The 23,985-nt window shown below is 64.8% G+C and carries 18 protein-coding genes; 6 read left to right on the forward strand and 12 right to left on the reverse strand.

From position 1 onward, the window contains the following. Positions 1-51 precede the first annotated feature (51 nt). From RT551_RS06005 to RT551_RS06055, 11 genes are all read right to left on the reverse strand, one after another. On the reverse strand, positions 52-1,116 hold the full coding sequence (locus RT551_RS06005; protein WP_313456462.1) for a sialidase family protein: 1,065 nt from the start codon (positions 1,114-1,116) through the stop codon (positions 52-54). Beyond that, entirely contained in the window at positions 1,116-2,675 is a 1,560-nt protein-coding gene (locus RT551_RS06010; RefSeq protein ID WP_313456464.1) for a sodium/sugar symporter, read from the reverse strand. Before RT551_RS06010 ends, RT551_RS06005 begins: the two co-directional genes overlap by 1 nt. After that, on the reverse strand, positions 2,672-3,667 hold the full coding sequence (locus tag RT551_RS06015; RefSeq protein WP_313456466.1) for an SMP-30/gluconolactonase/LRE family protein: 996 nt from the start codon (positions 3,665-3,667) through the stop codon (positions 2,672-2,674). Before RT551_RS06015 ends, RT551_RS06010 begins: the two co-directional genes overlap by 4 nt. 8 nt (positions 3,668-3,675) lie before the next feature. Then, complete coding sequence (locus RT551_RS06020; RefSeq protein WP_313456469.1) at positions 3,676-4,431, reverse strand: SDR family oxidoreductase; 756 nt, start codon at positions 4,429-4,431, stop codon at positions 3,676-3,678. Between the two features lie 14 nt (positions 4,432-4,445). Then, positions 4,446-5,594, reverse strand: coding sequence for a galactonate dehydratase (gene dgoD / locus RT551_RS06025; protein ID WP_313456472.1), 1,149 nt, complete (start codon positions 5,592-5,594; stop codon positions 4,446-4,448). Beyond that, the gene (locus RT551_RS06030) at positions 5,591-6,226 is read right to left on the reverse strand and encodes a 2-dehydro-3-deoxy-6-phosphogalactonate aldolase (RefSeq protein WP_313456473.1); all 636 of its coding nucleotides are present in this window, start codon (positions 6,224-6,226) and stop codon (positions 5,591-5,593) included. The genes dgoD and RT551_RS06030 overlap by 4 nt, the downstream gene beginning before the upstream one ends. Positions 6,227-6,236: 10 nt before the next feature. Next, the gene (locus RT551_RS06035; RefSeq protein ID WP_313456475.1) at positions 6,237-6,953 is read right to left on the reverse strand and encodes a FadR/GntR family transcriptional regulator; all 717 of its coding nucleotides are present in this window, start codon (positions 6,951-6,953) and stop codon (positions 6,237-6,239) included. A gap of 99 nt (positions 6,954-7,052) precedes the next feature. Continuing rightward, on the reverse strand, positions 7,053-9,794 hold the full coding sequence (locus tag RT551_RS06040; protein WP_313456477.1) for a TonB-dependent receptor: 2,742 nt from the start codon (positions 9,792-9,794) through the stop codon (positions 7,053-7,055). Positions 9,795-9,868: 74 nt separating this feature from the next. Beyond that, positions 9,869-11,017, reverse strand: coding sequence for a cellulase family glycosylhydrolase (locus tag RT551_RS06045; RefSeq protein WP_313456479.1), 1,149 nt, complete (start codon positions 11,015-11,017; stop codon positions 9,869-9,871). 114 nt (positions 11,018-11,131) lie between these two features. Next, positions 11,132-12,190 carry an aldose epimerase family protein gene (locus tag RT551_RS06050; protein ID WP_313456481.1) on the reverse strand — a complete coding sequence of 353 codons (1,059 nt, stop codon included), beginning with the start codon at positions 12,188-12,190 and terminating at the stop codon, positions 11,132-11,134. Positions 12,191-12,371: 181 nt separating this feature from the next. Further along, positions 12,372-13,325, reverse strand: coding sequence for a 2-dehydro-3-deoxygalactonokinase (locus tag RT551_RS06055; protein ID WP_313456483.1), 954 nt, complete (start codon positions 13,323-13,325; stop codon positions 12,372-12,374). A 109-nt stretch (positions 13,326-13,434) separates the two neighbouring features. On the opposite strand from RT551_RS06055, the gene RT551_RS06060 reads away from it, so the two are divergent. Further along, positions 13,435-14,430, forward strand: a complete 996-nt coding sequence (locus RT551_RS06060) for a glycoside hydrolase family 43 protein (protein WP_313456486.1) — start codon at positions 13,435-13,437, stop codon at positions 14,428-14,430. Between the two features lie 75 nt (positions 14,431-14,505). Here RT551_RS06060 and RT551_RS06065 read toward each other — a convergent pair whose 3' ends face one another. Then, on the reverse strand, positions 14,506-15,477 hold the full coding sequence (locus tag RT551_RS06065) for a LacI family DNA-binding transcriptional regulator (protein WP_313456488.1): 972 nt from the start codon (positions 15,475-15,477) through the stop codon (positions 14,506-14,508). 407 nt (positions 15,478-15,884) lie between these two features. On the opposite strand from RT551_RS06065, the gene RT551_RS06070 reads away from it, so the two are divergent. The 5 genes from RT551_RS06070 (at position 15,885) to xylB (ending at position 23,969) form a co-directional block, all read left to right on the forward strand. Beyond that, complete coding sequence (locus RT551_RS06070; protein ID WP_313456489.1) at positions 15,885-19,019, forward strand: TonB-dependent receptor; 3,135 nt, start codon at positions 15,885-15,887, stop codon at positions 19,017-19,019. A gap of 67 nt (positions 19,020-19,086) precedes the next feature. Continuing rightward, entirely contained in the window at positions 19,087-19,842 is a 756-nt protein-coding gene (locus RT551_RS06075; protein ID WP_313456490.1) for a SapC family protein, read from the forward strand. A 3-nt stretch (positions 19,843-19,845) separates the two neighbouring features. After that, positions 19,846-20,865: a cupin-like domain-containing protein gene (locus RT551_RS06080; protein WP_313456492.1), complete on the forward strand. Its 1,020-nt coding sequence runs from the start codon at positions 19,846-19,848 to the stop codon at positions 20,863-20,865. A gap of 13 nt (positions 20,866-20,878) precedes the next feature. Then, entirely contained in the window at positions 20,879-22,408 is a 1,530-nt protein-coding gene (locus RT551_RS06085) for a tryptophan halogenase family protein (protein ID WP_313456495.1), read from the forward strand. A gap of 67 nt (positions 22,409-22,475) precedes the next feature. Then, the gene (xylB, locus tag RT551_RS06090; protein ID WP_313456497.1) at positions 22,476-23,969 is read left to right on the forward strand and encodes a xylulokinase; all 1,494 of its coding nucleotides are present in this window, start codon (positions 22,476-22,478) and stop codon (positions 23,967-23,969) included. The last annotated feature ends 16 nt before the right edge of the window (positions 23,970-23,985 follow it).

The raw sequence follows: 23,985 nt of genomic DNA on the forward strand, positions 1-23,985 counted from the left end.
TCCACCTCATCCGGCTGGCTGCAGGGGTGCAGCAGCCGGAGTATAGGGCGGTCAGGGGTTGCGATAGGTGCCGAAACGGATCTTCACAGTTCCATCGACCACGTTGATGACTCCGATCTGCTGCGGACCCAGTTCCACCACGGCAGGCCAGGAGTGCTTGAATCCCAGTGGCCATGCCGGCGGAGCAATGGTGTGCCAAGTCGCTCCCTTGTCCAGGCTCGCGCTCACCTGGTTATAGCAGGAGGTCACGAACATCGTGCCACTTGAAGTCGCCATAACATGCGGACCGCAGCGCTGGTCGGCAATGGGCGTGCCCAAGCCTTCAGGCCAGGTTCGCCCGTCGGGCGACGTCTTGTAGCTTACTGGGCACTGCGGATCCTCACCGCAGGTTTCCAGCACAATCAGGTAGCCGCCACCGGGGAGATGCGTCATCACCGGCATACCGGGGCGGAGCAGTCCGCCGCCTGGTTGGTGCGCGATGGTAGCGGGCTTGCCCCAGGTGCGTCCGCCATCAGTAGATAGCTGCTGCGACACCACCTGGTTGTACGACGGGGTCTCGTCTGCCCGGGTTTCATCGGCATACACCACCGACAGGCTGCCATCGTCCAGCTGCGTGAACACCGGTTCCCACACCCCTCGGTCCTTGCGGCCGGCAGGCTTTTCGTTACGCGTGATGGTGCTCAGGAATTTCCAGGTGCCACCTTGGTCATCGCTGGCGTACACGTTCAAACGGTAGGAAACACCGTCGATCAGCGAGCGCATGCCCAGCAGTACCCGCCCGTCAGGCAGCACGAAAAGCTCGCCGTTATCAAGTTTGCGCTTGGGCTCGCTCACCTTCGCAAGGGGTTTCCACGTGCGGGCATTGTCCGCGCTGACCGACACCTGCAGGGTAGTGGTATCCCCGCCCGGGTAATGCGTGGTCACGGCCAGCCAGCGGCCATCAGGCAGTCGCGCCATGCGACCCCAGCCCGCATTTTCTGCATCCACGGTGACCGTATCGGTCCAGGTCACGTCCACCGCCAGCGCGGGCAGGGTCGTGATCAGCAGCGATGCCGTGATCAACACGCGTGCGGCAAGGATCTTGAGTCGATTCTGGTCCGTCATCAGCATGGCCATCACCAGTAAGTTGCGTACAGGGCCACCAGGATCGCCAGCACCGCCAACGAGGCGGCATTGAACGACGGGGCAGTGGCATAGCCGACGTCATCGGTACGGATGCGGTCACGCGCCCCGGTGGCAGGCGTTGCCAGCGCGACTCCCACACCCAGCACCAAGGTGGCCAGGAACACCACGCCCATGCGGTCCAGGAACGGCAGCGATGGCCAAGCGAGCTTGAACACCAGCGAGAGCACGAACGAGCCGACCGCGGCCGCAAGCGCACCGGCTTCATTGGCACGCTTCCAGAACAGCCCCAGCAGGAAGATCACCACGATCCCCGGGGTGAAGAAGCCGGTGAACTCCTGGATGTACTGGAAGCCTTGGTCGAACCCGCCCAGTAGCGGACGCGCGGTCAGCACGGCGACCACAATCGACAGCGACGCGGCGATGCGACCCACCCGCACCAGCTTGGCCTGCGACGCCTCCGGCGCACGCTTGGCATAGAAGTCCAGGGTGAAAATGGTTGCCACCGAATTGATCTTCGACGCCAGCGAGGCCACGATGGCCGCCACCAGCGCGGCGAACACCAGTCCCAGAATGCCGCTGGGCAGCAGGCCGAGCATGGTCGGGTAGGCGGCGTCGGGACGTTCCAGATCCGGGGCCAGCATCACCGCGGCGATGCCCGGCACCACCACAATGGCCGGAATCAGCAGCTTCAGAAACGCGGCAAACACCACGCCCTTCTGGGCTTCCTGCAGGCTCTTGGCCGCCAGGGCGCGCTGGATGATGTATTGGTTGAAGCCCCAGTAGCTGAGGTTGGCGATCCACATGCCGCCCAGCAGCACCGACAGGCCCGGCAGATCCTTGTAGAAGGGATTGTCCTTGCTGAGGATCATCTCGAAGCGCTCGGGGTGCTGCTGCCAGAGCTGCATGAAGCCATCGGCAACACTGCCGTTGCCGATCTTCCCGAGAGTGATGAAGGTCACCAGCAGGCCGCCCAGCACCAGCAGGCAGACCTGCACGATGTCGGTCAGTGCCACCGCTTTCAGCCCGCCATACAGCTGGTACGCCAGCGCGAAGGCACCCAGCAGCACCAGTGCGACGTCCTGGTTGAGGCCTGCAACCCCGGCAATGGCGATGGAACCCAGCCACAGGATCGAGGTGAGGTTGACGAAGACATACAGGCCCAGCCAGAACACCGCCATGACCGTGCGGATGCGGTTCCCGTACCGTTCCTCCAGGAACTGCGGCATGGTGGTGATGCCGTTGCGCAGGAAGATCGGCAGGAACCATTTGCCGACGATGAGCAGCGTGAGGGCAGCCATCCATTCATAGGACGCGATGGCCAGGCCAATGGCATAGCCGGAACCGGACATGCCAATGATCTGCTCGGCGGAGATGTTGGCCGCGATCAGCGAGGCACCAATTGCCCACCAGGGCAGGCTGCGGCTGGCCAGGAAGTAATCCTGGGCGGACTTCTGTTGCCCGGCTTTCTCGCGCGAGACCCACTGCGCCAGGATGAAAATGCCCGCCAGATAGGCCAGCACGATGCTGATATCAAGAGTGGAAAGGCTCATGCAATCTCCGCGGAAGTCCCGCGCACGGCGCGGGGCGGCAAGCTGTTGGGGTCGCCGGCGAACCGGGCTTCTGGAATGCCGGTGATGCCGGCGAGGTCGATGGCCAGCAGGTGGCCTGCAAGCGGGTCCTGTGCGCGGGCCGCTGCATCCAGGCCTTCGTGGGCGCTGGTGATGTACAGGTTCTGGAGTGCAGGTCCGCCGAACGCTGGCCGGGTAGGTTGGCTGACCGGTACCGCAAGGCTGCGATCTTCTGTGCCGTCCGGCAGGTAGCGCACCAGGCGAGCATCGCCCCAGCGGGCGTTCCAGAGGCCGCCTTCGGCATCGATGGCGCTGCCGTCGGGTTCGCCGGCTTCGCTGCGCAGGTCCACGAACAGTCGCGCCGGCCCCAGCGTGGCGCTGTAGTCGCATTGCAGAATCTGCTTCTGAAGTGAATCGCAGAAGTACATGGTCTCGCCGGAGGGGCTGAAGGCGATGCTGTTGGAGATTGCGACCGTGGGGAGTGAGAGGACTTCCAGGGTCAGGTCCGGGTTGAGGCGGAGGAACGGGGCGATTGGCTGTTTCGGACCTGTGGTGGGCTCGTGGAGCATGCCGAAGACGAAGCGGCCTTGGCGGTCGCAGGCACCGTCATTTGCCCGGCAATTGGGTGGGATCTCCGGTAGTGCCGGCCGCTGGCCGGCATCGCGCGGTGCAGGGTTCATGGGGTGCCGGCCAGCGGCCGGCACTACCAGATCGTGCACGTGCACGAGTTCGTTGCGCTCAGGATGAAAGAACGCCAAGCGCGAGGCGAGGGCGAGCAACAGCCAGCCATCCGCCTCGCACAGCGCCATCGCCGTCAGTCGTTCCGGCATCGGCCACGTGGTCACCGCACCATCAGCTGGGCGATACCGCCACAGCTGCGACTGCGCGATGTCGGTCCAGTACACCACCTCATCACGCTCGCACCACAACACCCCTTCGCCAAGGGTGTTGCCAGCGGGAACGGCTACCGTCACCGGGCCGCTCACACCCAACCCCCATCGACGATGAAGTCCTGCCCGGTGCACATACGGCTGTCATCGGCGGCAAGGAACAGTGCGGCACGCGCCAGATCATCGGCACGCAGGTAGCCAGGAAGGCACTGTGAGCGGCGCAGCTGCGCTTCGCCTTCGGCGTCAAGCCACAGACGTTGTTGTTTCTCGGTGATCACCCAGCCGGGCACCAGCGCGTTGATGCGGATACGGTCCTGGCCCAGCTCGCGGGCGAGACCGTTCACCAACCCGTGCACGGCGGATTTGGCCATGGCATACAGTGGGTAGCCGCTGTTCTTGATCATCCAGCCGGTGGAGCCCAGGCAGATGATGGAACCACCACCGAGCGCCTTCATGTCCGGGACCACGGCCTGGATGGCGAAGTACTGGTGGCGCAGGTTCACTGCCACGCTGCGCTCGAAATCGGAGACGCCGGAGTCGGCCAAGGCATGCCGCGCATCATTGGCAGCGTTGTTGACCAGCACGGAGAAGGCGCCGACCTTGCGGCGGCCCTCGGCAATGGATGCCTGGAACGCCGCAATATCCGTGATATCGCAGTGCAGGTAATGCGGCGGCGCCTCGACATCGGTCAGGCTGTCCAGCAGCGCCTGGGCACCAGTGTTGTCAATATCCATGAACACCACCTTGGCACCTTGCCGCGCGAAGTGTTCAACAAACGCTGCGCCGATGCCGGTTGCGCCTCCGGTAACAAGCACCGCGCGGCTGTGTAGGCTGGGATAACGGGTCATGGTCATCGCTGCGCTCACCACTCGGCCACGCTGCCATCGGCATGGCGCCAGATGGGATTACGCCAGCGATGGCCTTCAGCGGCACGCTCGTCCACGTAAGCCTGGTTGATCTCAATACCCAGGCCCGGGCCATCCGGAATCGTGACGAAGCCTTCCTTGTAGTCAAACGGCGAGCGGTCCACCAGATAGTCCAGCAGGTCGTTGCTGGCGTTGTAGTGGATGCCCAGGCTTTGTTCCTGGATGAAGGCGTTGTAGCAGACCGCATCCAGCTGCAGGTTGGCGGCCAGTGCGATCGGGCCCAGTGGGCAGTGCAGGGCGAGGGCAACGTCGTACGCCTCGGCCATCGCCGCGATCTTGCGGGTTTCGGTGATGCCGCCCGAATGTGACGGGTCCGGTTGGATGATGTCCACGCCACCGGTCTGCAGCACACGCTTGAAATCGAAGCGCGAATAGAGGCGCTCACCCAGTGCAATCGGGGCGGGGGAGAGGGCCGCCAGTTCCGGAATACACTCCAGGTGTTCGGACAGCACGGGCTCTTCAATGAACATCAAGCCGAACGGGCTGAGCTCGCGCATCAGCACCTTCGCCATCGGCTTGTGCACACGTCCATGGAAGTCCACTGCCAGGCCCACGCCGGGACCCACCGCGTCACGCACGGCTTGTACGTTCTCGAGTACTTTCGTGACCTTGTCGTGGGTGTCGACGAACTGCACCTCTTCGGTGGCATTCATCTTCACCGCGGTGAAGCCACGTGCCACGGCTTCCTTTGCTGCGCGGGCGGTATCGGCCGGACGGTCGCCGCCGATCCACGAATAGACGCGGATACGATCGCGCACCGGCCCGCCGAGCAGGCTGTGCACGGGCACGCCCAGCGCCTTGCCGTGGATGTCCCACAACGCCTGATCCAGGCCGGCCAACGCACTCATCAGAATCGGCCCGCCGCGATAGAAGCCACCGCGGTACAGCACGTTCCAATGGTCTTCGATGTGGCGCGGGTCCTTGCCGATCAGGTAGTCGGACAGTTCCTCGACGGCGGCCGCCACGGTATGCGCGCGACCTTCCACGATGGGCTCACCCCAGCCGCTGATACCGGCGTCGGTGTCGATACGGACGAAGAGCCAACGTGGGGGCACCTGGTAGGTGGTGATGGCAGTGATTTTCATGCGGGGGAGTCCGTGAGGGGAGCGATCCAGGCGTCGATGAAGGCGCGCGCACGGCGTGCCACTTCATCAGCAGGCGTCTTGGGAGCGTAAAGCGCGGAGCCGATGCCGAAGCCGGCGGCGCCGGCCTGGCGGTAGATGGCCATGCGTTCCGGGGTGATGCCGCCCACCGGCAGCAGCGGCGTTCCCTTGGGCAGCACGCTGGACCAGGCTTTCAGCACCGGTGGCGGCAGTTGTTCGGCTGGGAACATCTTCAGCGCGTCGGCGCCGGCGCGCAGTGCGGCGAAGGCCTCGGTCGGGGTGGCCACGCCCGGCGTACAACGCAGGCCCTTCGCGTGTGCGTGGGCGATCACCTCCACGTCCGCATGCGGCATCACGATGATGCGGCCACCGGCGTTGGCGACGTCGTCCACCTGTGCCGTAGTGAGCACGGTACCGGCACCGATCAGGCAGCGGTCGCCCAGCTGCCGGGCCAGCAGTTCAATACTCTCCAACGGTTGTGGAGAGTTCAACGGCACTTCCAGAATACGGAAGCCGGCGTCGGCCAGTGCAGCGCCGACGGCCGGTGCCTCCTGCGGGGTGAGCCCGCGCAGGATGGCAACCAATGGGAGGGGTTGCATCCAGGCGGCGCTCATGGGGTTTCCTCTAGCGTGGAGGCTTCTTGGAACCGCGCGCGCCCTTCAGGTTGGCGCGGGAGTCGGCAATCATGTCCAGCATGGCGGCACGCGCGGCCTCCGGCTGCTTCAGCCGGATGGCGTCGTACACGTCGAAGTGTCGCGGCAGCGAGTACTTGAAGTCCTTCGCGGTCTGCGCCGAGAGCAGGAAGAACGTGCCCAGCGCGGCGTCGATCACCGAGAACAACGAGGCCAGCAGCTCGTTGTTGGTGGCTTCCAGCACACTCTCGTGGAAGGCCAGGTCGGCCTTGGCCCAGGCGGCCTGGTCGGGCGCATCGGCCATGGCCTGATACGCCGCCTTGATCTTCGCCAGCTGCGCGGGCGAACGGCGTTCCGCGGCCGAAGCAGCGGCGGCCGGCTCGATCACCTCGCGCATCTCCACCAGCTTCTCCACGAAGTCCTGGGTGGGCATCAACGCGCAGCGCCAGGCCAGAATGTCGCTGTCCAGCTGCTTCCAGTGACGCGGTTCGCGCACCCGCGAACCGGTCTTCTGCTTGGTTTCGATCAACCCCTTGGAGCCGAGCACCTTCAGCCCCTCGCGCAGCGCCGACCGGCTGACCGACAGGGTCTGCGCCAGGGTTTCTTCCTTGGGCAGGAACTCGCCCGGCTGAAGCGCGCCACTGATGATCCGCTGCCCGATCTCCTGGGCGACCTGGTCGTACAGATTGCGTACCTCGATCCGTTTCACTGGTGCCCCTTTGGCGTGGCGCTTCGCAAAGCGCGGTCACTCCTATTATCCGACAAAAGGGTGAGGGCAGGGGCGCGGCGATATTCAGGTGGTTTCTCATTACAGTTTGAACCGGAAGCCCAGGCCGAAGGTCTTGTCCTGGTAGCGGATGTCGCGCGGGCGCGAGTCGCCGCTACCCCAGAACTGATGCAGGTTGTTGCCCAGCAGGTTGGTGGCCGACAGCACCACGGTGGTGCGCGGGGTCATGTCGTAGCTGACCGAGAAGTCCAGCGAGCTGGCCGGCTCGACCTGATCTTCGGTCCCGGCCACGGTGGGCTGGGTGAAGAAGTCGATGTAACGGCTGCGGTAGCCGTAGGCCAGACGGGCGGACAGCCCGAAGTTCTCGTAGAACAGCACCGCGTTGTAGTTGTTCTTGGAGACGTTCTGCAGCGGACGGGAAATGACCGGGCCGCCGATGAACTCCGGCGACTTGGTGTCGCCCTCGATATAGGTGTAGTTGAACTGCGCGCCCAGACCACTCCAGGCACCGGGCAGGAAATCGAACGTCTGCTGGTAGGCAAACTCGACGCCCTGCAGATGGCCGCTGCCGGCACTCTGGGGCGAGGACAGCTCGTAGTCTTCGCCGGCGATGACCACGTTGGTGATGTAGTTTTGGATGTAGCCGTCGATGTCACGGTAGAAGATGCCAGCGCTCATGTAGCCGACCGGCGAGAAGTACCACTCCAGCGACATGTCGTAGTTGGTCGACTCGATCGGGCTCAGGTCCGGGTTGCCGCTGCTGGCAGCGCCGGCGCGATTGACCGTGCCCGGGTTCAGCGAGATCGACGGATTGAGTGCGCCAAAGTCCGGATAGCTGAGGGTCTTGGCGGCCAGCACGCGCAACTGCCATTCCTCGTTGAAATGCAGGTTCAGGCTGGCGTTGGGCAACGTATTGGTGTCTTTGGTGTCGCGGGTGATTGCGCTGTAGATGCCGGTGCTGGCATCGAACGAATAGGCATTCAATTCGCGCTTGATCTGCTCCGCACGCACGCCGACCAGGCCGTCCACGCGCAGGCCGAACAGGTCGAAGTCGTACTTGGTCTGCAGGTAACCGGCGGACTTGCGTTCCTGGATGTCGAAGAAGCGGCCGGGATTCTCCGGCGCGAGGCCCGCAGGCAGGCCGTAGTAGGCACGCAGTTCGTCGGCGTTGCCGATCAGGTAGTCGTAGCAGGGGGTGAGGAACGACTGGCTGAGCGCCGAGTTGCCCTGCTTGGTGCAGAAGAAGCTGTTGGCCGGGAACAGGCCGACTACCTGGTTGGCCGGGTTCGGATTGGCGGTGATGTTGCCGGTGCCGGCCCCCCCCGGGGGCGGGGTGCTGATTTCCACGCTGCCCTTGGCACTGGCAGTGCGGTCGGCATAGCGCAGGCCGAACTGGATGTTGGCAATCGGGCCGTCGAGGAACTCGAACACGCCGTCACCGCGCCAGCTGTTTTCCTCACCGCGGGACTCGCCCCAGGTCTGGAACAGGCCGTTGAGATAGAAGCGCGACGGGTCCATGCCCGGGTCACCGGCCAGGTACCAGTTCTGGTGCTTGCCCGAGGTGCCGTCCCAGTTGGTGGTGATGGGACCGCTCAGGAAGGTGTCGATGATGAAGTTCTCATCGCGGTAGTAGCCCGAGGTGCGTGCCACTTCGGTGGACAACCGCAGCTGATCACCGCGCCATTTGAAGCCGAGCGCGTTCTGGATGTCCTGGCCGCGCTGCTTGTGCGCCTGGGTGCTGCTGGCGGCATAGGTGTCGCCGGTCCACGAGCCGCTGGTGGCATCGCAGATGGTCTGCCCCTCAAGTGGTCCGGCCAGCTGGTTGGCGTAGCAGTTGTTGCCCACCTGCAGACTGCTCGGCGGCACCACGCCCACGGGGAAGCTGAAGAAGAAGGCCTGGTCGTAGTTGTCACGCACGTAGTCGTACAGACCCTCGACGTACAACTCGGTGTTCTCGGTCGGCTTCCACTGCAGGGCGTAGTTGAACGAGCTGCGATCGCGATCGCCGTGGTTGTAGTTGGTACCCCAGCCGTTCGGCGCGGCAATCAGGTTGCCCGCATCGGTACGCATCGGCGTGCCATCCGGGTTCTCCAGCACCTTCGGGAAGTCGCCCCAGACCGCATCGTATTCGTAACGCTTTCCGATGTAGCCGAAGTTGACCATCGCGCCGATCTCACCGGCATCGGTATCCCAGCGGTTGCTCAGCATCAGGCTGGCCGACGGATCCACGTCGCCGCTGTACTTGCTGTGGGTGCCAGTTGCGGTGCCGGCAATCTCCAGCCCGTCAAAGTCCAGCGGGCGGCGCAGCTGGATGTCCACGAGGCCGGCGATGCCACCCAGCGGCAGGCTGGCCTCGCTGCTCTTGTAGACGTTCAGGCTTTTAATGGCGGTTGCCGGCAGGTTCTGGAACGCGTAGCCGCGACCGGAACTGCTGAAGATCTCGCGGCCATTGAGCGTGCTGATCACATTGGGCAGGCCACGGATCACCACGCCGGTGGTTTCGCCCTGGTTGCCCTGCGAAATCTGCACGCCGGTGACGCGCTGCAGTGCATCGGCCACGCTGTTGTCGGGCAGCTTGCCGATGTCCTCGGCCACGATGGAGTCGACCACCATGGCCGCCTCCTGCTTGATCGTCTGGGCAGTCTCCAGGCTCTGGCGCAGTGCGGTCACCGTGACCGTATCCAGGTCGACGGCGGTCTGCTGCCCCGAGGGCTGCGGTTCGGCACTGGCCGCACCTTCGTCCTGGGCCTGCGCGAAAGCGGGCAGGGCAAGTGCGGACACAATGGCCAGGGAAAGCAGGGTGCGGGATGAACTACGGGTCATGTCGGTCTCTCCGGATTCCGGAAAACGAGCGCGGTTGGGTGCTCCGCCCTCGGGGGAGGGCGGAGGGTCAGGTGTCAGAAAGCGGGCACGCTCTTGCGCGGGGTCTTGGCAAGGTTGAGGAACAGCTCCGCCTCGCGGGCCCGGTACGGGGTGCCGTCGGTGTGCAGCAGGTCGTGGAACCACACGGTCGGCGGCTCCATCGTGTAGGGGCGCTGCCAGCTGTCCCACGGGAAGCGGGTCTGGATCGCGCCGTCAACGAAGCCCCAGTTGATCATGCCGATGTTCTCGCGGCGGGCGATCGGCAGGATGGTGTCGACGTTGGAGCCGTTACCGCGTGCCAGCCACTCGGTGCAGATCAGCGGGCGGCCATACTTGCGCAGCTGGGCGATGCGCGAAACGAACGCTTCAGGCTGTTCGTAGTTGTGGAAGGTGATCACATCGGACTGCTCCAGCTGGGTGCGCTGGATCGAGGTGAGCGAGGCCGCTCCCGGCGACCAGTCGTCGCCGATCCACACACCGCTGGTCAGCGGCTGTACCGGCTGCTTGGCGCGGGCCCAGTCAAAGATCTTCGGCAGCAGTTCGGCAATGCGCTCCTGCTCGCCCTTCAGCTGCTTGTCCATGTAGTTGCCGCCGCCCGGGTTGTCCGGTTCATTCCACAGGTCCCAGGCGAGCACGCGCTTGTCGTTGGCGAAATGACCAATCACACCTTCCACATAGGCCTGGAAGTGCGCATCGTTGGCGCGGTCGACCAGCATGTGGCGGCTCGGGCTCTGCACCCAGCCGGAGTTGTGCACGCCGGGAATCGGGCGGCGCTGCGGGCCGAGCACCGGGTCCGGGTCCCAGCAGCTGTCGAACAGCACCAGCATCGGCTTGATGCCATGCTTTTCTGCGATGCTCAGGAATGTGTCCACCCGCTTCAGGAAACCCTGCGGATCCTGCTGCCACAGCAGGTCATGCAGGTAGACGCGCATGGTGTTCATGCCGAACTGCTGTTTGGCCCAACCCAGTTCGCGGTCGATCGCCGCCGGGTCGAAGGTGTCGGCCTGGAACATCTCCAGCTGGTTGATGGCATTGGAGGTGGTGTAGTTGGCACCGACCAGCCACTCCTGTTTCGCATACCAGGCATCGGCTTCTGCCGGGGTCCAGCGCGCTGCATCGTTCGCCTGTGCCAGCGGGGCCACGGCGAGCATCGTCGCCAGCAACGGGGTAAGCCACTTACGCATGAGGTGCATCTCCTTCAGTCATGAGCTGCCCGTCCCGGTGGCTACCGGGAGTCGGGCGTTGCGTATCAGGTCATGGGGCCGGTGCGCGGACCGGCGATCAATGTGTGCGCGCGATCAACGGCGCTTCGGGGTCTGTCGGTCCGTCGAGAAGTCGTAGACGATGCGGTTCAGATAGGTTTCGCCCGGAGCCAGTCGACCCGAACCAAACGCCGGCTGATTGGGCGTGTCCGGGAAAAGTTGCGGTTCCAGCGCGATGGCATCGCCCTGGCGGTACACGCGGCCACTCTTGCCGACCGTGCTGCCGTCCAGGAAATTGCCGGAGTAGAACTGCAGCCCGGGCTGGGTAGAACTCAACACCATCACCCGGCCCGAACGCGGATCGTGCACGCGCGCCACTTCGCGCAGCTCGCGCGAAGGCGTCTTGCTGATCACGAAGTTGTGGTCATACCCTTGGCCGATCAGCAGCTGCGGCTCGTCGCCCCGGCGCAGGTCGCGGCCGATGGGCTTGGCGGTGCGGAAGTCGAACACCGTGCCGTCCACCGGCTGCAGCACACCGGTAGGGATCAGGGTGGCATCGACGGGCGTGTAGGCGCTGGCCGGAATGGTGAGTTCATGCTCCATCGCCGAGCCCGAACCTTCACCGGACAGATTCCAGTACGCATGGTTGCTGAGGTTGACGATGGTCGGCGCGTCGGTGGTTGCGCTGTAGTCGATCTCCAACCGGCCGTTGCCCTTCAACGCGTAAGTGGCGGTCACGGTGAGCGTGCCGGGGAAGCCTTGGTCACCATCCGGGCTGACGTGCTGCAGGGTGGCATGATCTGCAGTGGCTTCAACTACTTTCCAGACCACCTTGTCGAAGCCGCGCTTGCCGCCATGGAGTGCATTGACGCCGTTGTTGACCGGCACCTGGTAGGACTTTCCGTCCAGGGTGAAGCGACCCTTGGCAATGCGATTGGCGAAGCGGCCCACGATGGTGCCGAAGTACTGCGGGTTGTCCAGCGTGGCCTGCAGGTTGCGGTCGCCCAGCAGCACGTCCGCGTACTTGCCGTCACGGTCCGGCACTTCAAGCGAGTGCAGGGCGGCACCGAGGGTGATCACCCGTGCCTGCATGCCGCTGCCGTCGCGCAGCAGGATCGATTCCACCTGCGTGCCATCCGCTGTTTCTCCGATCACGGTGCGCTCCTGCGCGCCTGCCGTCCCCACCGCAGAAAGCGCCAACACGCCGATCAACCCTGCCGCCTTTCCCTTCCCAGAAAGCATTGCACCAGACCCCTCTCGATGTCGTGGAGCGTACAAAAACATATAATCAGACAATACGCACGTTGCGACGCAGCAAGCGGGTTGGGCCAATCGCTCAGCGAGCTACCGCCGACATCGCGTGAATCGCGGCAAAGCCCCGTACCACAGCGTCTGAAGACGCGACCGCACGCGACGCCACGCCCAGTTCGCCCAGTGCCGCCTGGTACATCACCGTCACAGGCCCCGAGCCCACCACCGGTAGCGCCGGCCGCTGGCCGGCGTCCGCAGCGTCCTCACCAAGAGCCGGAAATAACCCCATCGCATCCCTGATCTCCGCCCCCACCAACACCCCACGTAGATACGAACTCGAGTCCGCACGCTGCAACGTCCCGCGAATCACCCGCGCCCGCACCCCGAACAACAACGCACTCAACCCCAGCGCACCTTTCGCTCCCACCCGCACCCCCTCCAGAAACGCCGGCCCACCAACGCCAGGCCCGTCCAGCACGGAAGCCAGCAGGCCACCACCCGCCAGCCGATCAAACAGCTCACCTGACATCGCCGTCATGAAACTCTCCACCCGGCCTGCGCGCAGCTGTATCCACTTGGTGTGCGTGCCGGGCAGGGCGACGACGGCATCAGGACCAATGGCACCGCCGCTGAGCAACCCCAACAGCTCCGTCTCTTCACCACGCATTACATCGGGCGCGCCATCGACAGCCCGCACGCAGGCCATACCCGGCACGATGCGCAGGTCCAGGCTGCCGATCCGGGTAGGAACCAATTGCTCCGCCACGGTTTCCGCGCCTGCGGGGCAGTCCACGTAGCCCGCATCCACCCAGCCGACGTTCGAGCCGATCATTCCAGCTGCATAGGCGTGCGCGGCCTTCGGCCAGCGCGCCCGGATGCTGTCCGCCGCAATCACCATGCCGTCGTGCGACAACGTCGCCACGCCGGCGGGTTCTTCATGTGTGTCGAGCAACCGGCCATCCGCGGCGATCAGATATGCCCGCAGGTTCGAGCTGCCCCAGTTGATCCCTATGATGTTGTCAGTACGGTGATGTGGCATGACCCCTCCTCAGACGACCGGCAGTAGTTGCCTATTGTCTGATTATATGTTTTGGTGGCGAGCGCCTGGCAAGCCTGCCGGTGCGGTAACCCTCGGGAGGGGAAACATGGTGAACGGCACGCTTCGTGCGTTGGTGGTGGCTGCACTCCTGCAGGCGTCGGCAGGCGCTTCCGCACTGGATCCGGCGAAGACCAATCCGTTGCTCGACTCGGGTCCGGACCCGTGGATCGTGAGGGAAGGGCAGGTCTTCTATTACATGGGTACCCACGGAGACCGCCTGGCCATCCGTGCCACCACCGACCTGGCACGGTTGAACGAGGCGGCTGAGGTCACCGTGTGGCGTCCGCCGGCAACCGGTGCCAACGCAAAGTCGATCTGGGCCCCGGAACTGCACCGCATTGATGGCAAGTGGTACATCTACTACACGGCTGCCGCGAGTGATGCGCCAGAGGGAAAAGAGGACGCGCATCGGGGTGTGTTCGTGCTCGAGAACAGCGGCGCGGACCCGACCAAAGGCACTTGGACCGATCGCGGCCGCCTGGCTACCGCGCAGCCTGGTATCGACGGCACCACCTTCACTTCCAACGGCAAACGCTATTTCGTGTACTCACCCTATGTGGGACCCGACAGCGTGCTGGCCATCGTGGAAATGGCCAATCCGTGGACGCTGACGGGCCAGGAGACGATCATCGCGCGCCCGGATCAGGCGTGGGAGCAGCAAGGCGGGCGGCAGATTCTGGAAGGGCCGGAATTTCTGCAGGGGCCCAAGGGCGATCTGTTCCTTACGTACTCTGGAAGCGCCTGCTGGTCCGATGGTTACGCCATTGGGCTGCTGCAGGCCAAGCCGGGGGTCAACCTCCTGGATGCCGCGGCGTGGACAAAGGCGGCGCGGCCCATTCTTGAGAAGAACCCCGCCGGGAATGTGTACGCGCCCGGGCACAATGGCTTCTTCCAGATGGACGACGGCACCTCCTGGATCGTCTACCACGCCAACCCCGGCCCGGAGATGGGCTGCACCGGGAAGCGCTCGCCGCGCATCCAGCCCGTGCGCTGGGACAAGGACGGCAGCCCACGCCTGGATAAACCACGTGGACGCGCCCCGTAGAGCCACGCCCTGCGTGGCTGCGTTCGGCGTCAGACACGGTCGAAGCCACGCAGGGCGTGGCTCTACGGCGTGGCATCAGCCGGACGGCTTGGACACCGACCCGCGCAGGATCAACCGGTGGGGCAACACCCGGTTGACGATTCCGCGCCCTGAACCGGCTGCTTGCCGTATCTCCCGCAGCAGAATCTCAACCGCCGCATCCGCCATCTCCGCCACCGGCTGATGCAGCGTGGTCAACTCCGGCCACACCATCGTCGCCGCCGAGGTGTCATCGAACCCCACCACCGAAAGATCACCGGGCACATCAAGCCCACGCCGGTGCGCGACCGAAACCACCGCCGAGGCCATGTCATCGTTGCTGGCAAAGATCGCCGTGGGCCGATTACGCAGCGACAGCAACCGCTCCGCAGCCTGCAGCCCGGACCGGTAGGTGAAATGACCCGGCTGGACAACGCTGTCATCGAACTGAATACCCGCCGCTGAGAGGGCATCCAGATAGCCCAGCCAGCGGTGTGCGCTGGCGGTCTGGTTGGGGTCACCCTTGATGTAGCCGATGCGCCGGTGCCCCTGCGCAATCAGATGCGTCACCATGTCGTAGCTGGCGCGATGATCATCGATGCGCACGCACGACACCTTGTCGCTGAGATGACCCGAGGCGATCGCCACCACCGGAATGCCGGCCTGCACAAACTCCATGACGATGGCGCGGGATTCGCACAGCGGCGGCGGCAGAATCACGCCCGCCACATTGTCGGCCAGCTGCCGCGCCGCCTCGCGCCGCGCCTTCGAGTCCAGCCCGTCCCAGGTGGCGATCATCAGCTGCGCCGCAGCGCGTGTAGAGCCGCGCAGGGCACCGACCAGCAGTTCGCGCAGATAGCTTGAACTGGGATTGGTGTAGATCAGCGCAATGCAGACATGCTGCGCGGCGGCCAGCGCACTGGCGGCGGGGTTGGGGCGATAGTCCAGTTCCCGCACACTGCGCAGCACCCGGTCGCGGTTGCTTTCGCGCACGCTGGCATGGCCATTCATTACACGCGAAACCGTCATCGCAGACACGCCTGCATGCGCGGCTACTTCGTCAATGGTGATTGCACTCGCTTTCCGTCGGACCGCCTTGCTGCTGTTTTTCACGCAATGGGTTCCTTTGCTGCGCTGCATGATGACAACCGTGTGACCGGGTGATTAGTCTGCGCCCTGACGAGATGGTAGCGCTACCACTGAGCCAGGGTAAGACTCAGAACTGTGCCCCCCAATGCCATGCGGTCGATCTGGCAGTCCTGAAAGCGAGTTGAGTCGCAGTTCGTGCAAAGCGCACTGCGATGTTCGGTGTGGAAAACGGGCATCGCCCGTAGGTGGCCCCCGGAAGGGGCGATACATCCATTCGATCGTATGTCAGAGGGGAGCGTCATGAGTGCTTGTACGTTTCGCCGTACCGTGCAGCTGGGGGCCCGTTCATGAGCCGCAAGCTGGCAAAGTTCAAATCCCGGGCCATGTTCACCTTCGTCGGTGGCATCCTGGTCATCAATCCCGCGTTCGCGCAGGACGCCACCACCCCGGCCCCTGCGCCGCAACAGCAGCAGGCCCAGGCCAGTCCGACCCAGCTGGACACGGTGCAGGTCACCGGCATCCGCAACAGCCTCAGCCAGGCCATGGACATCAAGCGCGACTCGGCCGGTGTGGTCGACGCGATCAGTGCCGAGGACATCGGCAAGTTCCCGGATACCAACCTGGCCGAATCGCTGCAGCGCATCACCGGTATCTCCATCGAGCGCCGTGACGGTGAAGGTGCCCAGGTGACCGCGCGAGGCTTTGGCCCGCAGTTCAACATGGTGACCCTCAACGGGCGCCAGATGCCCGGTGCCGACGCGTTCGGTGCGGCGGGGCAGGTGGCCATCGGCGGTATTGATGGCGGTACCCGCGCGTTCAACTTCGCCCAGCTGGCGGCAGAGGCCATCAACGGCATCGAGGTCTACAAGACCAGCCAGGCCAATGTGCCCAGCGGCGGCATTGGTGCCACCATCAATATCCTGACCGCGCGCCCGTTCGACCATAACGGCCTGGTTGCCAGTGCCGGGGCCAAGGCGGTCTACGATGACAGCCAGCCCTTCGACAACGACCTCACGCCCGAACTATCCGGCATCTTCAGCTACAGCAATCCGGACAAGACCTGGGGTGTCGGCGTCAGTGCCAGCTACCAGAAGCGCAAGGGTGGCTCGGTGCAGGCCACCAACAACTACTGGAACATCCAGCCGTGGACCGGCACCATGCCGGGCAACCCGACCGTGACCAATGCACCGGCCGTCGGGGCCCTGTATGCGCGCCCGAATGATCTTCGCTATGCGTTCGCCGAGTTCGAGCGCGAGCGCATCAATGGCCAGGCGGTGCTGCAGTTCGCGCCGACCGACGCGATCACCATGACCCTGGACTACACCTATTCGACCAACGAGATCGAGGAGAATCGTGGCGAGCAGGGCATGTGGCTGCAGAACAGCAACTACACCGACGTCACCTTCGATACCAGCGGTGCGATTGCCACGCCGGTCTACATCCGGGAAATTGCCGGCACCAAGGACTTCGGGCTTGAACAACAGCGCAGCATGCAGAAGTACAAGCTGGGCTCGCTCGGTTTCAATGCCAAATGGGACGTCACCGACCGGTTCAAGCTGAGCTTCGATGCTCACAATTCCAAGAACGAGAGCCTGCCGAACGATCCGCTGACCGGCGGCGGCTCCATCTTCAGCAGTATCGCCGGCACCAACAACTGCACGACCGGGCCGCACTGCGGCGGTTCCTGGGTACAGGAGATGGTGTTCAACAACGGCCTGCCGGTGGGCACCCAGGTCTGGTATCCGACCACGGCGGACGCCATTGCCAAGACCAACGGCGTGGTCAACCCGGGCTTCGTGCCGGGTGAGATCGGCTCGCAGGTGCTGCGCATCAACTCGCAGACCCAGATCAGCGAAATCAAGCAGGGCCGCATCGACGGCGAATGGAACTTCGACTCCGGCCGTTTCCAGTTTGGTGTCGATTCCAGCAAGCAGACCACCCACCGCATCCAGGCCGCGGAGAACTACAACACCCTGGGCGACTGGGGCGTGGCCAATGTTGATGGAGATGTCGCCAACGGGCTGATGGACCTGCTGCAGCCAGTCAACATCGTCGGCCTGTTCGACGACTACAGCGCCAACAGCTTCACCGCCTGGCGTGGCGATGCCGGCCGGCTCGCGCAGTGGGCGGCAGCCAATTATGGTGCCAACCTTGGCGTCAGCCCGCAGAACGCGGCCGACAACCGGGTGGAGGAAAAGACCAAGTCGGCCTATTTCCAGGTCGAGCTGGACGGCGAACTGGGCGGCATGCGCACCAACACCCGCCTGGGCGTGCGCTATGAAACCACCGACGTGGTGTCGACGTCGATCATTGCCATTCCCGAGGCGATCGAGTGGCAGTCGAACAACGACTTCCGCGTGGTGCTGTCCGATGAGCAGCAGCCGTTCACTGAAAAGAACAAGTACAGCTACGTTCTGCCGAACCTCGATTTCAGCATCGACCTGATGGACGACCTGAAGGGCCGCGTGTCGTTCGGCAAGAGCATTGCGCGTGCGCCGATCGGCAACCTGTATGCAGGCCCGACCGCACAGCAGCCGTTCGGCTCGGTGCTGATCGATCCGTCGGTGCGCGCCAGCGGCACGGCACAGAACCCGCAGTTGAAGCCGCTCGAGTCCGACAACCTGGATCTGGCGCTGGAGTGGTACTTCGCTGACGCCAGCTACGTGTCGGTGACGTACTGGAACAAGCAGGTGGCCAACTTCATCGGCAACACCATCGTGCAGGAGAATCTGTACGGCCTGCGTGACCCGACCTCTGGTCCGGATGCACAGGCGGCCCTGGCCTTCCTGACCAGTGGCGCCTGTGTCAGCCAGGTGGGTGCGGCCAACGCCGCGGCCTGTAATGCCAACGATACCGCGCTGTTCACCGCGCTGGCGCTGTTGCGCAACAACCCGGCCGGGTTGGGGGCTTACAACGGTACGGACGCGCAGGTTCTGGCCACCGAAGCAGCCTACGACCTGTATGGGACGGCGGCCGACCCGCTGTACCAGTTCAACGTCAACCGCCCCATCAACCAGAACGAATCCAAGCTGCACGGCTGGGAACTGGGCGGGCAGTACTTCTTCGGCGACACCGGGTTCGGCGTGCTGGCCAACTACACCATCGTCAATGGTGACGTGGGCTACAACGATGCGGGGGATCCCAACATCGACCAGTTCTCGCTCACCGGCCTGAGCGACACCGCCAATGTGATGCTGATGTACGAAAAGTTTGGCTGGTCGGTCCGCCTGGCCTGGAACTGGCGCGACGAATACCTGATCCTGGCCAACCAGGGTGCCAGCCGAAACCCGTACTATGTGGAAGAGTACGACCAGTGGGATCTCAGCGTGAACTACACCCTGAATGACAACTGGTCGTTCGGACTGGAAGCGATCAACCTGACCGGTGAGGACGTCCGTTGGCGTTCGCGCACCTCGCAGATGATCGTGAAACTGGCTGACCAGAGTCCGCGTTACATGCTGGGCGTTCGCTACAGGTTCTGATCGGGTACGGGTGCCACTGCATGTGCAGTGGCACCCGCGCAAGGCTCTGATGGAATTGGATGAGACGATGGCGCGTTACGAAATGCTCAACAACATTGCCCACCGGGACCTGCGCGTGGCCACCGGTTTCGGGCCCGAGTTTGGTGACGCGGTGGGCATGGTGCCGGCGTACCCGAGCGAGTTTGCGGAACTGCAGCGCGAGTACCCGATCTTCCTGCGCAAAGACACCGCGACCGGAGAATGGCAGTCGGTGGCCCTGCTCGGTTTCGAGCAGCATGAGAATCTGTACCTGCAGGACGGCCGCTGGAATGCGTCCTACCTGCCCGGGGCTGCGGCCAAGGGCCCGTTCCTGATCGGATTCCAGGAGCAGCACATCGATGGAATGCTCACCCAGGAAGCGGTGTTGCATGTCGACCTTGATCATCCGCGGGTGACGTCCGTGCAGGGTGAGCCGGTGTTCCTGCCGCAGGGCGGTAATACCCCTTATCTGGACCATATCGCCGGCGTGCTGCGCGGCATTCACGATGGGCACGCGTATGGCACGCAGATGTTCGCGGCGCTCGATGCCAAAGGGTTGATCCAGCCGGTGGCGCTGGACGTGCAGATTGACTCCCAGCACCGCGTAAACGTCAATGGGCTGCATGCGATTGACCGTGATCGGCTGGCCCAGCTGGACGGTGCGGCGCTGGCCGAACTGAATGGCGCGGGCTATCTCGAGGGCGTGTATCTGATGCTGGCATCGCTGCACAACATGCGTCGCCTGATCGCCGAGAAGCAGCGGCGCCTGCGGCTGCAGGACACTGCCATGTCCAGCAGGAACTGACCCATGCTGCACGGCGTGGCCATGCGGACGCTGGACGGGTTGGACCCCGCCGCGCTGCCCATGGAGGCCCTGGTGGCTGCCGGCGAGCCGGTGGTGCTGCGCGGTATTGCACGTGACTGGGCGCTGGTCCAGGCGGGGCGGCGCTCTACGGCCGAGGCGCTGGACTATCTGCGGGGTTTCGACGCCGGTGCGCCGGTGCAGTATTCATTTGGCGCGCCCGAGATCAACGGCCGCCCGTTCTACAACGCGGACTTCACCCGGTTGAATTTCGAGGTCCGGCGTGGGGCGCTGAGCGCGGTGCTCGACGAGATTGCCAGTACCTTCGAGGTCGCGCGCCCACCCACCTACTATGTGGCCTCGCTGCTGATCGAGCGGGCCTTGCCCGGTTTCGCACAGCACAACGACGCCGGCCTGGCGGCGCTGGGCATCAACGCCTCGGCCAGCATCTGGATCGGCAACCGGGTCACCGCCTCCTGCCATTTCGACACACCGGACAACCTGGCCTGCTGTGCGGTGGGCCGGCGCCGGTTCACCCTGTTTCCACCGGAGCAGATCGACAACCTCTATCCGGGGCCATTGGAGCCCACCCCAGGCGGGCAGGTGATCAGCGTGGTGGATTTCGACCAGCCGGACTTCGACCGCCACCCGCGCTTCCGTGAAGCACTGGCAAGCGCGCAGACCGCGGTGCTGGAGCCCGGCGACGCCATCTTCATTCCCAGCATGTGGTGGCATCACGTGCGCAGCCTCGAGCCGTTCAACGTGCTGGTGAATTACTGGTGGCGCAGTTCGCCGGCGTTCCTGTCGTCCCCGCTGCCTGCGCTGCAGCACGCCATGTGGGCGCTGCGCGATCTGCCGGAACGGGAGAAGCAGGCGTGGGCAAAGATCTTCCAGTACTACGTTTTCGGTCCTGGCGAGCGCGCGGGGCAGCACCTGCCCGAGGCCGCACGCGGGGAACTGGCACCGTTCGACGAGACGCAGGCGCGCCGGGTGCGTGCCCAGCTGCTGGGTCGACTCAACCGATGAGGGGAGCAGAGCATTGAACGCTGCTGAGACAACCGAAGGGCGAATCCGCAGGGTCGTCATCGCCGGCGGTGGCACGGCGGGCTGGCTGGCCGGCTGCGCGCTGTCGCATCAGTTCCGCGACCAGCTGGAGATCACCTTGGTGGAATCCGAGCAGATCGGCACGGTGGGGGTAGGCGAGTCGACGGTGCCGCCGATCCGCACCTTCCACCGCTTCCTGCAGATCGACGAACAGGAATTTATGCGCGAGGTCGCCGGCACGTTCAAGCTCTCGATTTCGTTCGAGAACTGGCGTCGCCCCGGCGAGCGCTTCTTCCATCCGTTCGGCACGATCGGGCAGAACACCTGGGCCACGCCCTTCCATCACTTCTGGCTGGACAGCCTGCGTCGCGGCATGCCTTCGGATCTGGGCGACTTCTGCCTGGAAAGCCTTGCCTCGCGCGGTGATCGGTTCTCGCTGGAGACCCAGCCGCAGGTGAGCTACGCCTACCACTTCGATGCCGGGCTGTACGCGAAGTTCCTGCGCCGCCGCGCCGAAGCGCAGGGCCTGAAACGCGTGGAAGGCAAGATCCGTGAAGTCCGGCAGCACGCGCATGACGGTTCGGTGCAGGCGCTGGTGCTGGAGGACGGGCAGGTCCTCGAAGGCGACCTGTTCATCGACTGCACCGGCTTCCGCGGCCTGCTCATCGAGCAGACCTTGAAGACCGGCTACGACGACTGGCACGAATGGTTGCCCAGTGACCGCGCCGTGGCGGTGCAGACCGAGTCGGTTGCGCCGCCGGTGCCGTACACGCGCGCCATCGCGCATGAGGCGGGCTGGCGTTGGCATATCGCGCTGCAGCACCGCGTCGGCTGCGGGCTGGTGTTCTCCAGCCGGCACATGTCCGACGATGAGGCGCATGCAAAATTGCTGCGGGATGTGGAGGGCGAACCCCTGCGCGACCCGTGGCTGGTGCCGTTCCGCAGCGGGCGCCGGCTGAAGGCCTGGAACCAGAACGTGGTGTCGCTGGGCCTGGCCAGCGGGTTCATCGAGCCGCTCGAGTCCACCAGCATTCACCTGACCATCAGCGCCGTGGTGCGCCTGATCCAGCTGTTCCCGTTCGACGGCATCAGCCCGTCGCTGGTGCGACTGTTCAATGAGGTCAGCCAGCAGGAGATGGAGCACGTACGCGACTTCATCATCCTGCATTACCACGCCACCCAGCGCGACGAGCCGATGTGGAAGGCTTGTCGCGAGATGGCCTTGCCGGATTCGCTGGACATCCGCCTGCGTGCCTGGCGCGAACGCGCGCACGCCTGGCAGGACCCGGGCGAACTGTTCCGCGTGGATTCCTGGACCAGTGTGCTGATGGGGCAGGGGATCCAGCCCGGTGCTCCGCATCCATTGGCGCGTGCCCTGAGCGACGCCGATCTGCACACCTTGCTGACGCGGATCCAGCAGCCGCTGCAGCAGGCCGTTGCCAGGATGCCGTCGCAGGACAGCTTCATCGAGCAGTACTGCAGGGCTGCAGCGGACGTGTGGCCGCGCCCGCTGGCTCTGGCTTAGCCGGCAGAACGCTGGCTTTCGACCGTCCGAGGTAGCGCTAACTTTGAACACGCATGAGGCAGGATTGATGGATCTGGTTGCAGGAATCGACGCAGGAACCCAAAGCCTGAAGGTGTTGGTGTACGACGCGGTTACACGCACGATCGCTGGCTCCAGCAGTGCGCCGCTGGCATTGAGCAGCGGAAACGACGGCAGCCGTGAGCAGCCGCCCGCAGATTGGGTTGCCGCATTGCATGCGTGTTTCCAGGCAATTGATCCCGCCGTGCGCTCCCGCATTGCCGCGCTCGCGGTGTCCGGCCAGCAGCATGGGTTCGTGCCGGTGGATGCGGCAGGCGACGTGCTGGCACCGGCCAAGCTGTGGTGCGACACCAGCACCTCGGCCGAGTGCGTGCAGATCATGGACGCGGTAGGCGGCCCCGCCCGCACCATCGCGCTGGCCGGCAACCCGGTGCTGACCGGTTATACGGCGTCGAAGCTGCCGTGGACCAAGGCGCATCGCCCTGAAGCCTACGCGCGCCTGGCGACCATCCTGCTGCCCCACGACTACCTCAACTTCGTGCTGACCGGGCAGCGTTTCTGCGAGTACGGGGACGCCTCCGGAACCGGCTGGCTGGACGTGCGGACCCGCACCTGGTCGAAAGAACTGCTGCGCGCCACTGATCCGGACCGGGACCTTGCGGCCTGCCTGCCGCCCATCGCCGAGCCTGATGCCTTGTTCGACGTGGATCCTGCCACCGCCGCGGCACTGGGTGTTCCGGCAACCGCGAAGGTGGCGGTCGGCGGAGGCGACAACATGATGGCGGCCATTGGTACCGGCTGCGTCGTCCCCGGGCGGTTGGCGATGAGCCTGGGCACCTCCGGAACGCTGTTTGCCTACTCCGACACCCCGGTGGTCGACCCGGAGGGCGCGTGGGCCGCGTTCTGTTCCTCGACCGGCGGCTGGCTGCCGCTGATCTGCACCATGAACTGTACGGTGGTGACCGAACAGGTTGCCAAGGCCTTCGGATTCAGCACCCGTGATGGCGATGCGCATCTGCGCGCCACCGCGCCAGGGGCCGACGGGCTGGTGATGCTGCCGTTCCTCAACGGCGAGCGCACGCCGGATCTGCCGCACGGCAAGGGCGTACTGGCGGGCCTGGATACCACCAACATGACCCCGGCACACCTCTACCGCGCGGCCATGGAAGGGGCCACCTACAGCCTGAAATATGGCTACGACGCCTTCGTGCGTGCCGGCATGCAGTTCGACCGCATCGTGCTGACCGGCGGCGGCAGCAACAGCGCCGAATGGCGGCAGCTGGTCGCTGATGTATTCGGCTTGCCGGTGGATGTGCCGGTGCAGGCCGAGGGCGCAGCGTTCGGTGCGGCGCTGCAGGCGCTGTGGGCGCTGGGCCGTTCGCGCGGCGATGCGGCGTCCATCCACGACATCACCGACCGGCACGTCGCACTGGATGCCTCGCTTTCGGCACAGCCGGATCCGGCGCGCACCCAGGCCTATGCCAGCGCCTACGCCCGCTATCTGCGCCACCTCGACGCCATCACGCCGCTGCAGCGCGGCTGATCTCTCTTTTCGCGAC

The sequence above is a fragment of the Stenotrophomonas sp. genome (assembly GCF_032103445.1).
Classification (GTDB): domain Bacteria; phylum Pseudomonadota; class Gammaproteobacteria; order Xanthomonadales; family Xanthomonadaceae; genus Stenotrophomonas.